This window comes from Gardnerella sp. DNF01141 (assembly GCF_049244255.1).
GTDB classification, from domain to species: domain Bacteria; phylum Actinomycetota; class Actinomycetes; order Actinomycetales; family Bifidobacteriaceae; genus Bifidobacterium; species Bifidobacterium vaginale_E.
Genome location: NZ_CP058391.1, coordinates 131,361 through 147,528, shown reverse-complemented (window position 1 = coordinate 147,528; position 16,168 = coordinate 131,361). Strand labels below are relative to the sequence as shown.

Below are 16,168 nucleotides of genomic sequence, written 5' to 3'. Positions count from 1 at the left end.
GGATAACTTTCATAATATGAGCACTTTAACGGACGATACTTGCAATCTTGCTGCTATTGAATCTCGAATTGCGTATTTAATTTCGCAACAATTTTGCACAAGCGCCGAAAATAATCTTTCTTCAACCTGTAAAACAACGTTACAGCAGGTAATAAAGCAAGCTATCGTTTCTAGCGAAGGCGGTAAGCGTCTTAGAGCTCTACTTACTATAAGTGCTTATAATGCTGCTTCTAGCGAAAAAGCCACGAATAAGCTTCAAGATAAAGCTTTATTTGATATTGCTTGTGCTTTAGAAGTATTTCAAACCGCAGCATTAATTCATGACGACATTATTGACGAGTCAGCTTTAAGACGAGGAAAACCAAGTGCATATTGTGCATTGAGTTCTGTGTGCAACAACAAGCACATAGGATCAGGGCTTGGCCTTATGCTTGGTGATTTGCTTGCTACAGAAAGCTTTGATATTACTAGAAATTCAGCAAAGCATTTTAATTATAGTGAAGAATTGCTTCAAGCTTTTGCTTCAATGCAACGCAATGTAGGTATTGGTCAAGTTTTGGATTTGTCTATTGAAATGATGCAACTTGATAATCCATCTGAGCTTGCACAATCTTCTCTTAATGTGTTTAGGTGGAAAACAGCAAGTTATACAACTATTGCTCCTTTAACACTTGGTTTTCTTGCTGCATCAATGAATCCAAACGATGCTTATAATCTTGCTAATTCTATTGGAGACCCTCTTGGGATTGCTTTCCAGCTTGCTGACGATTTGCTTGACATTGTTTCAGATAGCAAGCTTACAGGAAAACCTATTGGTGGAGATATTCGCGAAGGAAAACGTGCTGTGCTACTTGCAGACGCGTTGCAATACGGCAGTGATCAAGAAAAAGAAATACTAACGAAAGCTTATACAAGCGAAGAACGCAGTGAAAGTGACGTTGAAAAAATAATACAAATCTACCATACTTCGGGAGCTATTGAACGTTCAAAACAACGTATTATGGATCTTTGGCAGAAGTCAAATAATTCAATTGATGAAAGTCCTCTAAGCAGCAGCGGTAAAGCAATACTTCGCAATATAAGCAAACGCTTTATACCTGAAGCATGGCGTAATGTACAATAATATTTGAGTGTAACTATCGAAAGCAACCATACTTACTACGTTACTTGTAAAATCATACGTAGGCTTGTAAATAGTAAGCAAGGTTTACGCGTATAAGGATTGTGACAATGGATGAAGCTACTCAGGTTCAGCCTGGAATGTGCATTGAAAATCGCTATCGTATTGTGCGTAAAATTGCTCAAGGTGGTATGGCTACGGTGTACCAGGCGCAGGATGAGCGTCTCGATAGGCCTGTCGCAATTAAAATAATGCACACTCAGCTTGCTCAAGGAGTACATCGTCAGCAGTTTATTGCTAGATTCCGCAGAGAAGCAACTTCTGCAGCAGCTATAGCAAACCCACATATTGTTCAAGTTTATGACACTGGCGAATATGACGGTCTTGATTATCTTGTTATGGAGTATGTTCACGGCGTTAATTTGCGCTACGAAATGAACATGCAAGGCACTTTTAGTGTTCGCGACACCTTACGCTTGTTGGCTGAAACTTTAGACGGTCTTGCTTCCGCCCACCAAGCTGGAGTCGTTCACAGGGATATTAAGCCTGAAAATATTTTGATTAATGATCGCGGTCACGTGCAGATTACTGACTTTGGCTTAGCTCGCGCAATATCTCAAGCAACTCTTTCTTCTACCGGATTATTGCTTGGAACGGCAGCTTATCTTGCTCCAGAGCTTATTGAGCATAATCTTGCAACACCTCAAGGTGATTTATATTCTGCTGGAATGATGGCATGGGAAATGCTTGCAGGACGAGTTCCTTTTACAGCAGACAATCCTGTAACACTAGTTTTTAAGCATGTTCATGAAAACACGCCTTCAATAAGCACCATGTGCCCAGATATTAACGAAAAAGTTGCGCAATTTATATCTAAGCTTACAGCGCGCGATATGAACGATCGACCGGATAATGCTAGCGAAGCGTTAATGCAATTGCGAAATCTTTCAAAACAATTAAGCGCTGAAGACTGGAAATATAAAATTGATGCTGTTAAGGAAGAGCAGGATTCCGACTCATTATCTCCGCTAGATAATCTGCGCCTTGCCAATATTGATAAGTCTGATAGCGATAATAACACTAAAGATTATAAGTATTCTCAAGATTCAGATGATTCTACAAGCGATTTGGATGCTACTCAAGCAATAAGCACCGCCTCTGTAAAGTCTGAAGAAAATACTGACTCTGATTCTCAAAGCAATCCGCTTGAAGAATTTGATGACAGCAATATGCCAACTATTGCAATTGATTCACACGAGCTTAATCGCAATAAGACTTCTATAAATCCACTAATTCCAACATTGCAGCCTGCAAGTTTTAATTCAGACTCTAAAAAAGATTCCTCTTCTAAAAAGCGAGTAATTGCTATTGCAGGAGGAAGTGTTATTGCAGTGCTAGTTCTTGGTGCTATTGGAAGCTTCTGGTACTTCCTAGGCCCTGGCAGCTACTGGACGCTTCCTAAACCGGATGATCTTCGATGCGCAAATCAAGCAGCTTGCAAAGTTAAAGATATTAGTTGGCAAGAATATGAGCATACTTTGAAGGTTGCTGGAATTCCTTACACTGTTTCCAAAGACTACAGTGACGATGTTGATTCAGGGAAAGTTCTTGCCACTGTGCCTGATGTTGTTGGAAGTCACATTAGTAAGCACTCGAATAGTAAGCTTCGTATTATACTTTCGCGCGGTATTAAAAAAGCTACAATTCCGTCTGATATTACTAATCCAAAAACTCGTAATGGTAAGAAACCATTGCAAGCACTTCGTAAAGCTGGATTTACTCATATTATTCATCGAACTTCACTCGACGTTTACTCTCTTGAAGTCCCAGAAGGAAGCGTTGTTGACATTACTCCTAAACCGGGCACGCGCATGAATCACAATGAGGAAGTTAGTTTGCTTCTTTCTAAAGGACCTATGCCTGTTCAAATGCCGGATATTGTTAATCACACTAAGGATGATGCTGACGTTGCTCTTAGCGGTGCTAAATTAGACGTAAAGTACGAAGAGGAAAATAGCGATACTGTTGCAAAAGGTAGGATTATTAGCGCTTCGGTTGACGCTGGCACTCAAATGCACTGGGGAGACAGCGTAAAAGTTGTTGTTTCAAAAGGACCTAAATCTGTTACCTTACCAAATGTTTGCGGCAAAAACACTGCAGAAGCTCGTAGGATTATTGAAAGCCTTGGTCTACAGGTTAAAATATCGGCTCCTCTTGGAGATTATATGCATGTAGTTAGGTTCCAATCTCCTGGAGCTGGTAGCGAAGTTCCTTTGAAGGATTCACACGGAAATCCTTCTGTTATTACTCTTACAGTAATCTAAGATACAGTTAACTTACTGTATCTGCTATATTCACTGGTTCTTGGCTTACAGCTTTCCAACTGTTACTAACTTGTATTAGTGCACGTTATTGCTTATTAGCTTGATTATCTTTTGCAGCTTGACGCATTCGTTCTTTTACAGTTTGAGCATATTCGTCAACGTACTCTTGACCGCTCATCTGTTGAATTGCTTTCGTTATTTGATCAGTAATTTCACGAAGACGCTCGTGAGTAATCTCACTTTCGTCTTTTACACGCTCTACTTGAATAGGCTCACCATAGATTGCCTGCGTTTTGCCTTTTGCGGGAATTATCTGACCTTGAACCTGCAAATCTCTTGTGCCAATAATTGCCACAGGAATGATTGGACATCCAGTTTCAAGAGCAAGACGAGCAGCACCAGTATGACCTCGATACAGTTTTCCGTCTGGGCTTCTTGTGCCCTCAATGTGAATGCCAAAAAGCTGACCTTTTTCTATAATTTCACGAGCATGATTTAGAGCACCGAGAGATTTTGAACCACCAGAACGATCAACTGGGAACACACCAACGGAAGTAAACCACCACTTCTTAAAACGTCCCTTTAATCCTTTACCTTCAAAATATTCAGCTTTACCCATAAAGTGAATCATACGCGGGCAAGTTAAAGGAAGTAGAGCATCGTCAATAACAGCAAGATGATTTGCTGCAATAATTGCTCCACCTTTTTTAGGAACATTTTGAACGCCTTTTGCTGATGGATGAATCCTCATGCGGGCAATACCCCCAAGACCCTTCACGAAGAACCAGTACAACATAGCATATCCTTTCTGCAAGCAAGCAGACACCCGCTAATTTGCGCACCAAGAATCAGGCACACTTGCTAGAGTATAATTCATGACTTCTTCTAAGGATACCAACGACCCTCACCGTTACGGAAAAGGAATGTCACAATCATCAAATAATGACGATGCAAAGAATAGTAAAAATTTTGAAGATGATTGGCTGAATTTTATTGCGGACCATTCGGATGATTTAAAAGATATTTCTAATTCTCGCGACGCAAAAAGTTTTGAAAAGCATGCTAAGAAGAAAGAGAATGCACATAATTTTTATTTGATTGCAAAAAATAGTAGCGGCCCACGCGACAATACTCGCTCAAGTTGGCTTGACGTAGATACGACTATGGACGAGTATGGCGATGATTTTGTGCCTCCTAATCCAAAGTTGGAAGATATTTCTCCAGTTACATTTGTTTTATGGACTGTTTTTGCTGTTGGTATTGCTGGTATTATTTTGAGTGCTTTTATTCCATCGCTCGCAACTATTGTTGGAATTATAAGCGCAATATTCATGCTTTTAGGCGGATTAGGGATCTTTTTAAGCCGTAAAAAACCAGATCCTTATAAAGAAGATTATAGAGATTATGGGCATGGAGCTAGAGTCTAACAAAAGCATAAAAAAAAAACATGTCTGCAAATAAACGCTTTATAGATTGCATAAAAGTATTTTGAATAAAAAAGTAGAAGGCCAATACAAAACGTATGTAGCCTTCTACTTTACTTTTAGCTTATTTATTTTTATTTTATTTTTCTAAGCTTAAATTTTCACTTAAGTTTTGCTTAGTTTTCAGCTTCATTCTGTCCATGGCAAAGCTTGTACTTACGTCCAGAACCGCATGGGCATTCATCATTCTTGTTAGTTCCTGGGAATGTACGACCATCAGACCAAGGGGTCTTCCACTCTTCATTCTTTGGTCGCATGCTTAACGGAACATCACCTTCAGCATGGCTCAAAGGTGCAGGTCCAACAATTCCAGACGTCTGATCTTGAGAATCAACTTCGACTTCTGCCTGAGCAACATCCTCATCGATAGAGGAATCAGAAGAAGTATCTTCTGTAGAAGCAACTTGCTCAAGATTAATATGGAACAGAAGTTGCACACTTTCTTCCTTGATTGCTTCAATCATGGAGTTGTACATTTGATAGCCTTCACGCTGATACTCAACAAGAGGATCGCGCTGACCCATGCCACGAAGACCAATACCATCCTTCAAGTAGTCCATCTCATAAAGATGTTCACGCCACTTGCGATCAAGCACAGCCAGCACAACACGACGCTCAATCTGACGAATTGCGTCAGATCCAATGCGCTTTTCAAAAATATCGTAGAAATTGTTTACGTTATCAACAATCAAATCTCGCAAAGCAATAACAGCTTTTTCACCTTTAAGCTTAGAAATTGTTTCACGAACCTGATCCCAATCGAGAATAACAGGCATAACTGATAGCAAAGCGTTTTGCAAACCGTCCAAATCCCAGTTCTTTGGTTTATCAGAACCGTTCATTGCGCCACGAACATAGCTTTCCACAGTGTCACTAATAAACTTCAAGATGTCCTCATGAATATCTTCACCCTTAAGAACCATCTGACGTTCTGCATAGATAACAGTACGCTGCTTATTCATAACATCGTCATACTTCAAAACGTTCTTACGCATTTCAAAGTTACGAGCTTCAACAGTCTTCTGCGCCGTGCGCACACCGTTAGAAACATACTTAGATTCGATTGGTTCGCCTTCTGGCAAGCCCTTAGCCATAACACGAGCAACAAGCTGAGTGTTGAACAGGCGCATCAAATCATCTTCCAAGCTTAAGTAGAAGCGGGACTCACCAGGATCACCCTGACGACCAGAACGACCTCGAAGCTGGTTATCAATACGACGAGATTCGTGACGCTCAGTACCAAGCACATACAAGCCACCAAGCTTCTTAACTTCTTCGTGCTCGTCCTTAACCTGCTCTTTAACCTCGGCTAAAACGCCCGGCCAACGCTTCTCATACTCTTCAGGAGTATCGTCTGGAGAATATCCTTCAGACTTCAACTTAGCGTCTGCAAGGAACTCAACATTGCCGCCGAGCATAATATCAGTACCACGTCCTGCCATGTTAGTAGCAACAGTTACAGCACCCTTACGGCCTGCAACAGCAACAACAGCAGCTTCCTTAGCATTCTGCTTAGCATTCAAAACCTGGTGAGGAATGCGAGCAACATCAAGAAGCGAAGAAAGAATTTCTGAAGATTCAACAGAAGCAGTACCGAGTAATACTGGCTGACCCTTTGCATGGCGTTCAGCAACGTCGCGCACAATAGCAGTAAGCTTTTCTTTCTTAGTGCGGAAGATTAAATCATCCTTATCCATACGAATAACTGGACGATTAGAAGGAATTGGAAGAACACCAAGCTTGTATGTTCCCATAAATTCTGCAGCTTCAGTTTCTGCAGTACCAGTCATACCGGCAAGCTTGTCATACATGCGGAAGTAATTTTGCAAAGTAATAGTAGCAAAAGTCTGATTTTCTGCCTTAACTTCCACGTTTTCCTTAGCTTCAATAGCTTGATGCAAGCCTTCACTGTAACGACGTCCTGGAAGAACACGACCAGTATGCTCGTCGACAATCAAAACCTCACCATTAGTAACCACATAATCGCGGTCGAGAAGGAATAATTCCTTAGCCTTAAGAGCATTGTTCAAATAACCAATAAGAGCAGTATTAGCTGGCTCGTAAAGGTTATCAATACCCAAGTAATCCTCAATCTTAGCAATACCAGAATCTAGAATACCTGCAGTTTTCTTCTTTTCGTCAATCTCGTAATCAACATCGCGATTAAGCTTCAAAACAAGCTTTGCAAACTCGCGGTACCAGTGAGTTACATCGCCTTCAGCAGGACCAGAAATAATCAAAGGTGTACGAGCTTCATCAATAAGAATAGAATCAACCTCATCGACAATAGCATAGTGATGGCCGCGCTGCACAAGCTCGCTCTTTTCCCAAGCCATGTTATCGCGCAAGTAATCGAAACCAAACTCGTTGTTAGTACCGTAAGTAATATCAGCGTTATATTGCTTACGACGCTCAGGTGGCTGCTGATCTGTAATAATGCAGCCAACACTCATGCCGAGGAATCGGTAAATACGACCCATAAGCTCACTCTGGTAGCTTGCAAGGTAGTCGTTAACTGTAACAACGTGAACACCCTTGCCTTCCAAAGCATTCAAATAGCTCGGCAAAGTTGCAACCAGTGTTTTACCTTCACCGGTTTTCATTTCTGCGATATTGCCCCAATGCAATGCCGCACCGCCCATAAGCTGAACATCGAAGTGACGCTGGCCAAGCGTACGCTTTGAAACCTCTCTAACAGTAGCGAAGGCTTCAGGCATCAAATCATCCAGTTTTGCACCATTATCTAAGCGCTGCTTAAATTTAGCAGTTTGACCCTTCAATTCTTCATCGGAAAGCGCAGAAATTTCATCTTCCAACGCATTCACAGCCTTGGCAACGTTCTCAAGGCGCTTTAACTGACGGCCTTCACCCATACGCAAGGCTTTATCGACGATATCTACCACGTTTTGCTCCCTTAGGTCATGTCTATGAAGACGGCCTAGCCAACATAGACGTAAACTGTGCCTATATTACGCGACGGCAGCGATTTTTATAAGCACGCGAGTCGGTGTAACAAATAAAATGCCCGCCTAGCCATCTAGCCGACGGGCATTTTGTTAATCTAACTTAATTTTTACAAACTCCTAAATACTTTATTACTTTTCGTAATTATTTTATTATTACTTTTTCTTAGCAACATTTTCAGGCGTATCAATCTCAAACACACCATAGCTCCATCCATGCCTACGATACACAACAGATGGTCGCATTGTTTCTTTATTAACAAACAGGAAGAAATCGTGACCAATTAATTCCATCTCGTACAAAGCTTCATCAATGCTCATAGGCTCTGCAATATGAAGCTTGCGTCGAATAACAATAGGCGTGTCACCAACGCTAACTTCCACAGACTCACCAGGGCCTAAATCAGAAGCAACAGCTGCATCCGCACTATTGGCAACATCCTCACTAGGCTCCTCAATTTTCATGTCAATTTCTGGCTCAACAGCGCCCATATCAACAGGAACCATTTCCGTGTATCCGCGGCGATGATCCTTGCGGCGATCACGCGTGCGGCGCAAACGTAGCGTCAACTTATCTAGAGCCATGTCAAGAGCACTGTACTGATCAGTGCTAGAAGCTTCTGCGCGAATCACGGTGCTACCTGCAACAACAGTAATTTCAACTCGCTTTGCAGTATCTGCCTGCCTTGGATTACCTTCATGAGTCAACACAATTTGAACGCGCTGCGCATCAGGAGCAATAGCGGTTACGCGATTCATCTTACTTTCTACAACGTCACGGAACCTTTGATTAATCTGCGTATGACGACCAGTAATGACGATTTCCATGCGAAACCTCCCCATATAGATTCGAACCTAAGTTCGATTTGTATCAGCCGACTGCCACGATGCCGTCGGTGCTTCTATTATATCTGCTAAATCAATAAGAAACTAGCAAGTTATTAAATTTAAGCAAAAAAATTTCATAATTATTTCGAAAATTTACGCAAAACAACTAATTTTTTACGATATGAACAATATCTGCTATACTTGGGAAGGTTGAGGTTTCACGATGGCCGCGGTCACAATGTTCATTCGGAGTGACTGAGGAACTTCCGGGCTCCACAGAGCACAATGGCGGATAACGTCCGCCCAGGGCGACCTGAGAGATAGCGCAACAGAGAATAGACCGCCCGAACGTTTCGTTTGGGTAAGGGTGAAACGGCGGTGTAAGAGACCACCGGACTTCTGGTAACAGTTAGTCGCATGGCAAGCCTCATTGGGAGCAAGGTCAAGCAGAAGACGCTTAAAGGCTGCTCGCCTGAGTCTTCGGGTAGACTGCTAGAGTTTGGCGGTAACGTCAAATCGAGATGGATGGCCATCCGTGTGCACTTGTGTACGCGACAAAACCCGGGGTATGTGAAACCTCATCAACTTTTTGGAGCATCATCGAAGTTGGAAAATACTTCTAAACATTTCCTAAATGGCAAGTCTAAATCATTTTTTGAGCACGATTCATATACAATACCGTATGTTTTCATTCCAGCTTGTTGAGCAGAATTTAGCGCAGTTGCAGAATCTTCAAAAACTGCACAATCTTTTGTAGCGACCTTAAGAGTTTCTGCTATATCAACATAAGTTTTATAACTGTTTTTTCCTTCTTTAGATAAATCTTCCCCAAATTGCAAAAAATCAAAACAATCTAAAATATTAAGTCTTCTTAACGCAGGCTGGCATAAAGTTTTGGAAAGAGTTGTAATAAGAAACATCTTTACTTTTTTAGAACGCAAGTATTTAACGTAGTCGTAAGCTCCCTTTCTAAGAGGAAGATGATTAGCATAAGCGTCAAACGCCATATCCGACCACTCCTTCATTAGTTCTTCAGGAGATTCACTAAAACCGTAATGTTCAATAACATAATCTGCAATTTGGCGAGGATTCATAGCTGCTGTAGTATTTGCAAAAATATCCGGAACATTTAAGCCGCGTTTTGCAAAACTCTTTTTATCAATATCATCCCAAACTCCAAGAGAATCAATAAGAGTTCCGTCAAAATCAAAAATCGCAGCCTTAAAAAACGAATTATTATTCTGCAGCGTCATCAATTATCTTTCTACTCGTTTCCAACAATTCATGCGCATGTTCAAGCGAAGTTTTAGAGTTACTTCCAGCAAGCATACGAGCGATTTCCATCTCACGAGATTTACCTTCGAGTAGATTAACAGTAGTATCCGCTTCTTGACTTTCAAAATCACCATTATTAACAGGTGAAATATTTTTTTGCACAGCATATTGAGCATCAGCAAAAGAGGCCACTTGAGGCAAATGCGTAACAACAATCACTTGCGAATGTTTAGCAAGTTTAGCCAAACGCTTTCCTAGTTCAACTGCAGCAGCGCCACCAACTCCTGCATCAACTTCGTCAAAAATAAAAGTCATGTTTTTATCATCATGCTCACGCATTCTTGCAACAACAAGTTCCATTGCAAGCATCAGCCTACTTAGCTCACCGCCAGAAGCACTTTTGCCCATTGGTAAATCTGGCGAAGCTGGAAATGGTCTAAAAAGAAACTCAATATCGTCAATGCCGTTTGAATCGAGATAAACTAAACCATCTTGATTCTCACTTCTAGAATTTACTCGAACATTTAATTGAGCGCCATCCATTGCTAAAGAAGATAGCTCATTACTAACATCATCACTAAGCTTTTTAGCTGCTTTCACACGAGTGGCAGATAATTTCTTGGCTAAATCAAAAGCTTCATCGTAACGCTTATTACAAGCGGCCCTAGCGCGCTCAATAGCTTCTGGAGAATCATCTAAATCTTCAAGTTCAAACTGAGCTTTTTGCGCCCAATTAAGAACATCATCTAAAGTTGGCCCCCATCTGCGCGTAAGCTCACTAAGATCATGTATTCTTGCATTTAAAGAATCTAAATCTTCCTCACTCGCATCAAAATCAATCTGCTGAGCAAGCTGCATTACAATATCGTCCAGTTGCGCATGAATATCATCAAGTTGTTGAGCGAGTTTACTAAATGAATTATCAACTCTAATATTTTGCAATGCTTGAGCAGCCTGATCAATAAGCGTTCTTGCGTCTAAAGATGACGATGAAGCACTATAGTCGATTTGACTAACGTCAAGCGATGATAAAGCTGTGCTCACAGCGTTAATAATTTGCGCAGAATTTTCAATGCGCTCGCGCTTTGCACGCAATTCTTCATCTTCATTATGTTTTGGATCTACTTGTTTTATTTGGGCTAAAGACTCTCTCAAATAGTCAGCTCTCTGACGAGCGGAAGATTCTTGGTTTTCAAGACGATTACACGCTTCTTGAGCATCTTTTAAAGCTTGATAAGCTTGAAAATATTTATTAGCTAATTCACTATTCTTTGCCACTAAATCTAATATTTCACGCTGTTTTGCGCTAGTTGCTATGCGTAATTGATCACTTTGACCGTGAATTGTGACCATTTGTGAGCATACGTCTTCAAGCAAAGTTTTTGGAACAGCGAATCCAGATATTGTTGCTCTTGAGCGGCCCTGTTTAGGAACAGTTCTTGCAACATACATATCTGACTTTGTTTCATCAATTTCTGAAGTTTCAAGCTCAATGCCAGCTTGATTAACAGTTTCTTCCACTTCGCTTGATTTTGGGATGCTAAATACGCCTTGCACCCACGTTTCTTTAGCATTTGGCGAAATTCTAGCAGAATCTGATTTCGAACCAGAGATAAGTTTTATGGCACTTAAAAGCATTGATTTTCCAGCGCCAGTTTCACCTGTAATCGCAGTCATTCGTAAAGAAGGAGTAATAAGCGCGTGTGAAATTGGCCCAAGATTGCGTATTTCTAATTCTTCAAGCACACTATACCTCGTTTTTACTGCTATTAGTTAAGTAGGATTATTTACGGTTTGACTGATTACTGTTATGTTCTCGCCAACCAACTACTGGTAAATCAAATTTTGTAACCAAACGCTTAGTAAAAGGCGCTCCAGAAAGTCTAGCCAGCAAAAGCTCATCTTTAGACTGTCGAACTTGAATCCTTGATCCTTGAGGAAGAGCGCGCTGACGCCTGCCATCGCAACAAATCCAGCCACCCGAAGAAGATTCTTCAAGAATATCAATCGTAAAAGTAGATCCTGAGCCAATAATAAGCGGACGAGCAAAAAGCGCGTGAGCAGCTAAAGGAACTAATTGCAGAGCTTCAACATTTGGCCACATAATTGAGCCACCTGCAGAAAACGCATAAGCTGTTGAACCAGTAGGAGTTGAAACTATTACACCATCACAGCCAAAAGATGACATTTCAACATCATCTACTCGTATTGAAAGCTCTACCATTCGCCCACGATCTGCACGATCAAGCGTAATATCATTCAAAGCCCAGTCTCTTAAAGGCTCACTTTCGCCTGGAAGCCATACGTCAACATGGGCTTCCATACGTCGATCGATTGAATAATCCTTATTTGCGATTCTTCTAATTGCTTCATCAATTTGGAAGCTTTCGAATTCTGCCAAAAAACCAACGTGACCAAGATTTATTCCAATAATTGGCACGGTAGTGCAATGCACTAACTCTGCAGCCTGAAGCATGGTGCCATCTCCCCCAAGCACCACAACAATTTCAGTATGCTCATCAACTAAATTAGTAGGCGTTTTAGAAAAGTCAGAAACGGCAGCACTGTGAAAAACATCAACTAGAAAACCCGCTTGAGTAAGCTGTGAAGTAACTTGATTTACTACAGCACTGTGGCTATCAAGTCTCGCATGAGTTACTACAAGAGCGCGTCGAGGCGCAGAAGCAGTATTTTCATCGAAATGTTGCTGCATCACAAATACCCTTCGTACTGTTTTCAAATAACAGTACTATTGTAATTCTTCTACGTATATTAGGCGTAAGTATTTGTATTATCAGCCTTCAAAATGCGCATAAAGCAAATATTCTACGTTTCCGTGAGTGCCTTCAATAGGAGATTTTACTGTTGAAACAATCGTCAAATTATTATCTTTAGCACAATTTTCAACATTTTCTAACGCTTTAAGACGCAAAGATTCGTCTGTTACTATTCCACCTTTTCCAAGATTTCCTTTTCCAACCTCAAACTGAGGTTTAACAAGTAAAACAACATCTGCATTATGCTCAGCAATGCGCGCAATTACTGGAATAACGAATGTTAAAGAAATAAAAGAAACATCCGAAACTATCAGATTAGGTTTATACGGCAAATCTTCTTCGTAAACGTTACGAATATTTACTCCGCTCATTTCGATTACTCTAGTATTATTCGCAATTTTAGGATTAAGCTGCCCATGACCAACATCGAGAGCAATAATATGCTCAACTCCTCTTTGTAAAAGCACGTCGCAAAATCCGCCTGTTGACGCACCAATATCTAATGCTCTAGTTGACTTGGAAGTAGATAAACCGTATTTAGAAAACGCTTCAAAAGCTCCTTCTAGCTTAAGAGCTCCGCGAGAAACATATTTAACAAAAGAGCTTACGCCTTCTAATTTAGAAATAACTATTTCTTCTGAATCCTCTACAAGAAAAGAAGATTTTTTAATAGTTTTATTATTTACGCTTACAGCACCATTTTGAATTAAACGCTTAGCTATTGTTCTACTTTCTGCTAATCCTCTGACAACAAGAGCACAATCCAAACGTTTATGTGAAGAAGAGTTTACAAAAATTCGCAAATCTTCATTAAAACTCATAATGAAAACTCCGGAAGAGTATAGTTTTCAAGAGATTCACCATTATCTTGCAAACTCCATGTCAACGCGCATGCAGCCCTCAAAGCATTGCAATCATTAAGATTATTCACTTCAATAATACGATTATCAGTAAGCTCAGCTTTTGCACTTTCGCAAATAAAAGTATGCTCGTCCACTCTCTCTGGGCAGTTATGGGACTCGTTAAGTCCTCGCAAATCTTTAGAAACAAAGCTTGGTCGCAAATGCTCCGGCGCAAGCATAAGCATTCTAGGATTCGTAACTCCAGTAAGAACAAGCAAAGACTCGTAGCCTCCCCTTGTTCCGGCTTCAATATCAGTATCTAAACGGTCTCCTACAGCAAGAGATTTAGAAATACTTATTACAGGATTTCCAAACTCGTCTTTTTCAGTATATTGTTCGTACTCTGACTCAAATTTAGTTTTTACATGTTCAGCATTTGCTGCAACAAGCAGTCGAGCCTCGTCATACATTGCAGATTCAGGTTTTCCAGCAGACGAAATAGGCTCAACTCCTGTAGCATTAATAACAGCCTGAATCATTGAGCCGCATCCAGGAGCTATTCCAAGTTCGCGAGGAATTGTTAAATCACGATTTGTAACAAAATATTTAGCTCCGTGCTCTACAGCAAAAGAAACTTCTGCCATTTCTTGCCAAGTCATCTGAGGATACCAGCCTTGAATAACAGCTTGCGGATCATCTTTGCAAGAATCTACAGGCTGTAAACCTACACGCTTAACTTCCTCAAGCAAATGCTCAGCACCAAGAACTAGAACACGAGCACCTGGCTCAACATGACGCGCAACCATGCGAGCCGCAACAACAGATGAAGTAATAATCTGCCATGGTTTTACACTCAGACCAAAACTTTCCAATTGTTTAGCAACAACAGCTTGAAAACGAGAAGAATTATTTGTTGTGTATTCAATAAACATTCCGCGTTTTTGAGCGGACTCAATCGATTCAGCAGCATACTCAACAGAATTTCCGCCTCTATAAACAACACCATCCAAATCAAGCAAAGCTAAGCTAAAAGCTTCACTTAAAGGACGAGTACTTGCAGAAAAATTCTTTCTCGTTTCAAGTTGCATAAAAATAGCCTTAAATGATTTTAATCCTCAGATTCATCTTCTTCTGGAGCAAATTCGCAATCATCTTCACTTACACCAATCTCATCCATCATGGCTTCGTTCAAATGTTCCAAATCGTAGTCAATAACAATATCATCTGGGTTAATATCGTCATCGTCAGCATCAGCATACTGATTTTCAAGACTGTCGAGCAAAGATTCTAATTCTACGGCTTCATCGCTTCTGCCTGCTTCTTCTAAGAAGTACTGCTCAGCTTGAACGGCACGCATACGATACTCTCCAGGTAAGCCCTTTGAACGGCCCATTGCATGAACAAGCTCAATAGCTTTATCTGCATGATCAGTATCAAACAAAACACCTGCGTACACTAAGAACATTTCGGCTTTAACTTCACCCTTAAGGATTTTTGCTTCATCTGACATGCAAATTTCTAAGGCTTTATCTAGATTGCCCATGCCGCGCTCGCAATCTGCAATAAATGGCAGGTAGTCGAGATAACCGTTCATGCGCATTGCAGTGCGGAATTCTTTAACAGCAAGCTTGTAATCGCCTTGACGATAAGATACAAAAGCTAATGTTTCGCGAGCAAAATCAATTCTTGAAGCCTGCTTAGCAACCCATTTTGCGTGTTCCAAAGCAAGATCAGGATTCTCTTCCTGCAAAACGTAGGCTGCAAGAATATGAAGACCAATATTTTCAGCATGCTCCTTGGAAAGGCCACGCAAACGCTCACGGTCTTCCTTAGAAAGCATTGCCCACTCTAGACCCTTTGGCATTTTAGGCTCGCCAGGGCGACGCGCGGTATAAGGGTTTTGTGATGGATATGAAACCGTTCCGTCAGAATTGCGACGAGGTCCATTTTCAAATCTGACATTGCCATGCGCATTGCTGTTTCGGCGCTCAGAGCTGCGATGCTCATCGAAGTGACGATTTTCATTGCGATTATTGCGGTCATAACGATCATTGCGGTCGTAACGATTATTATGATGATTGTCAAAGCGACGATTTTCGCTGCGATTATCACGACGATTATCGCCAAAATCACTTCTGGAATCTTTATGGAAATCCTTGTGGAAGTTTCCACCGCGATTATTTTCTCTGCGATTCTCGTTGTGATTATTTCGACGGTCGAAACGTTTTTCACCATCAAACTTCTTGTAGCGAGGATTTCCGCCTTCTTCACCGCCATGCTCAAAATCGCGCGAACGACGATCATCACGGCGATCATCAAAGCGGCGATTACGGTTAAAACGATGTTCTCCATCGCGATTTTCAGAACGGAAACCACTTCTCTTAGAACCACTCTTGTGGAATCCATCTTTGTGGAAACCACCGCGTCTTTCACCACTTTTACCACCGTTTCGATGGCCAAAATTACCACGATTACCAAACGACTTGCCACTACGTGATCCGCGCTCTTCGCCCATTATCGGCATACCTTTCAAATTCTAATAAACAATAAATTAA

General features: G+C 41.1%; 12 protein-coding genes and 1 other RNA gene. 4 read left to right on the top strand and 9 right to left on the bottom strand.

From position 1 onward, the window contains the following. The first annotated feature begins 16 nt into the window (after positions 1 to 16). Positions 17 to 1,123: a polyprenyl synthetase family protein gene (locus tag HXT35_RS00505; RefSeq protein ID WP_421788078.1), complete on the top strand. Its 1,107-nt coding sequence runs from the start codon at positions 17 to 19 to the stop codon at positions 1,121 to 1,123. A 107-nt stretch (positions 1,124 to 1,230) separates the two neighbouring features. Continuing rightward, positions 1,231 to 3,444, top strand: a complete 2,214-nt coding sequence (locus HXT35_RS00500; RefSeq protein ID WP_421777684.1) for a protein kinase domain-containing protein — start codon at positions 1,231 to 1,233, stop codon at positions 3,442 to 3,444. A gap of 85 nt (positions 3,445 to 3,529) precedes the next feature. Here the strand turns inward: HXT35_RS00500 and HXT35_RS00495 are convergent, their stop codons facing one another. After that, on the bottom strand, positions 3,530 to 4,240 hold the full coding sequence (locus tag HXT35_RS00495) for a lysophospholipid acyltransferase family protein (protein WP_004136107.1): 711 nt from the start codon (positions 4,238 to 4,240) through the stop codon (positions 3,530 to 3,532). 79 nt (positions 4,241 to 4,319) lie between these two features. Here HXT35_RS00495 and HXT35_RS00490 point away from each other — a divergent pair, with 79 nt between their 5' ends. Next, positions 4,320 to 4,871 carry a hypothetical protein gene (locus HXT35_RS00490; protein WP_421777683.1) on the top strand — a complete coding sequence of 184 codons (552 nt, stop codon included), beginning with the start codon at positions 4,320 to 4,322 and terminating at the stop codon, positions 4,869 to 4,871. Between the two features lie 173 nt (positions 4,872 to 5,044). Here the strand turns inward: HXT35_RS00490 and secA are convergent, their stop codons facing one another. Both secA and hpf read right to left on the bottom strand, forming a co-directional pair. Further along, positions 5,045 to 7,831, bottom strand: a complete 2,787-nt coding sequence (gene secA / locus HXT35_RS00485) for a preprotein translocase subunit SecA (protein WP_421788076.1) — start codon at positions 7,829 to 7,831, stop codon at positions 5,045 to 5,047. 216 nt (positions 7,832 to 8,047) lie between these two features. Further along, on the bottom strand, positions 8,048 to 8,719 hold the full coding sequence (gene hpf, locus HXT35_RS00480; protein ID WP_004128140.1) for a ribosome hibernation-promoting factor, HPF/YfiA family: 672 nt from the start codon (positions 8,717 to 8,719) through the stop codon (positions 8,048 to 8,050). Positions 8,720 to 8,930: 211 nt separating this feature from the next. On the opposite strand from hpf, the gene rnpB reads away from it, so the two are divergent. After that, an RNA gene (gene rnpB / locus HXT35_RS00475) (RNase P RNA component class A) lies at positions 8,931 to 9,304 on the top strand. On the opposite strand, the gene HXT35_RS00470 is transcribed toward rnpB, so the two are convergent. The 6 genes from HXT35_RS00470 to HXT35_RS00445 form a co-directional block, all read right to left on the bottom strand. Then, positions 9,301 to 9,972, bottom strand: a complete 672-nt coding sequence (locus tag HXT35_RS00470; protein WP_421788074.1) for an HAD family hydrolase — start codon at positions 9,970 to 9,972, stop codon at positions 9,301 to 9,303. The two genes, rnpB and HXT35_RS00470, sit on opposite strands and share 4 nt — an antisense overlap. Then, a complete protein-coding gene (gene recN / locus HXT35_RS00465) occupies positions 9,956 to 11,740 on the bottom strand; it encodes a DNA repair protein RecN (protein WP_004128134.1) in 1,785 nt (594 codons plus the stop codon). The genes HXT35_RS00470 and recN overlap by 17 nt, the downstream gene beginning before the upstream one ends. 37 nt (positions 11,741 to 11,777) lie before the next feature. Further along, entirely contained in the window at positions 11,778 to 12,707 is a 930-nt protein-coding gene (locus HXT35_RS00460; RefSeq protein ID WP_004128130.1) for an NAD kinase, read from the bottom strand. An 81-nt stretch (positions 12,708 to 12,788) separates the two neighbouring features. Continuing rightward, positions 12,789 to 13,592 (bottom strand): TlyA family RNA methyltransferase, encoded by an 804-nt coding sequence (locus HXT35_RS00455; RefSeq protein ID WP_004128127.1) that lies wholly within the window; start codon positions 13,590 to 13,592, stop codon positions 12,789 to 12,791. After that, positions 13,589 to 14,701: an HAD-IIA family hydrolase gene (locus tag HXT35_RS00450; protein ID WP_421788071.1), complete on the bottom strand. Its 1,113-nt coding sequence runs from the start codon at positions 14,699 to 14,701 to the stop codon at positions 13,589 to 13,591. The genes HXT35_RS00455 and HXT35_RS00450 overlap by 4 nt, the downstream gene beginning before the upstream one ends. A 20-nt stretch (positions 14,702 to 14,721) precedes the next feature. Then, on the bottom strand, positions 14,722 to 16,128 hold the full coding sequence (locus tag HXT35_RS00445; protein ID WP_421788362.1) for a hypothetical protein: 1,407 nt from the start codon (positions 16,126 to 16,128) through the stop codon (positions 14,722 to 14,724). Positions 16,129 to 16,168: the final 40 nt, after the last annotated feature.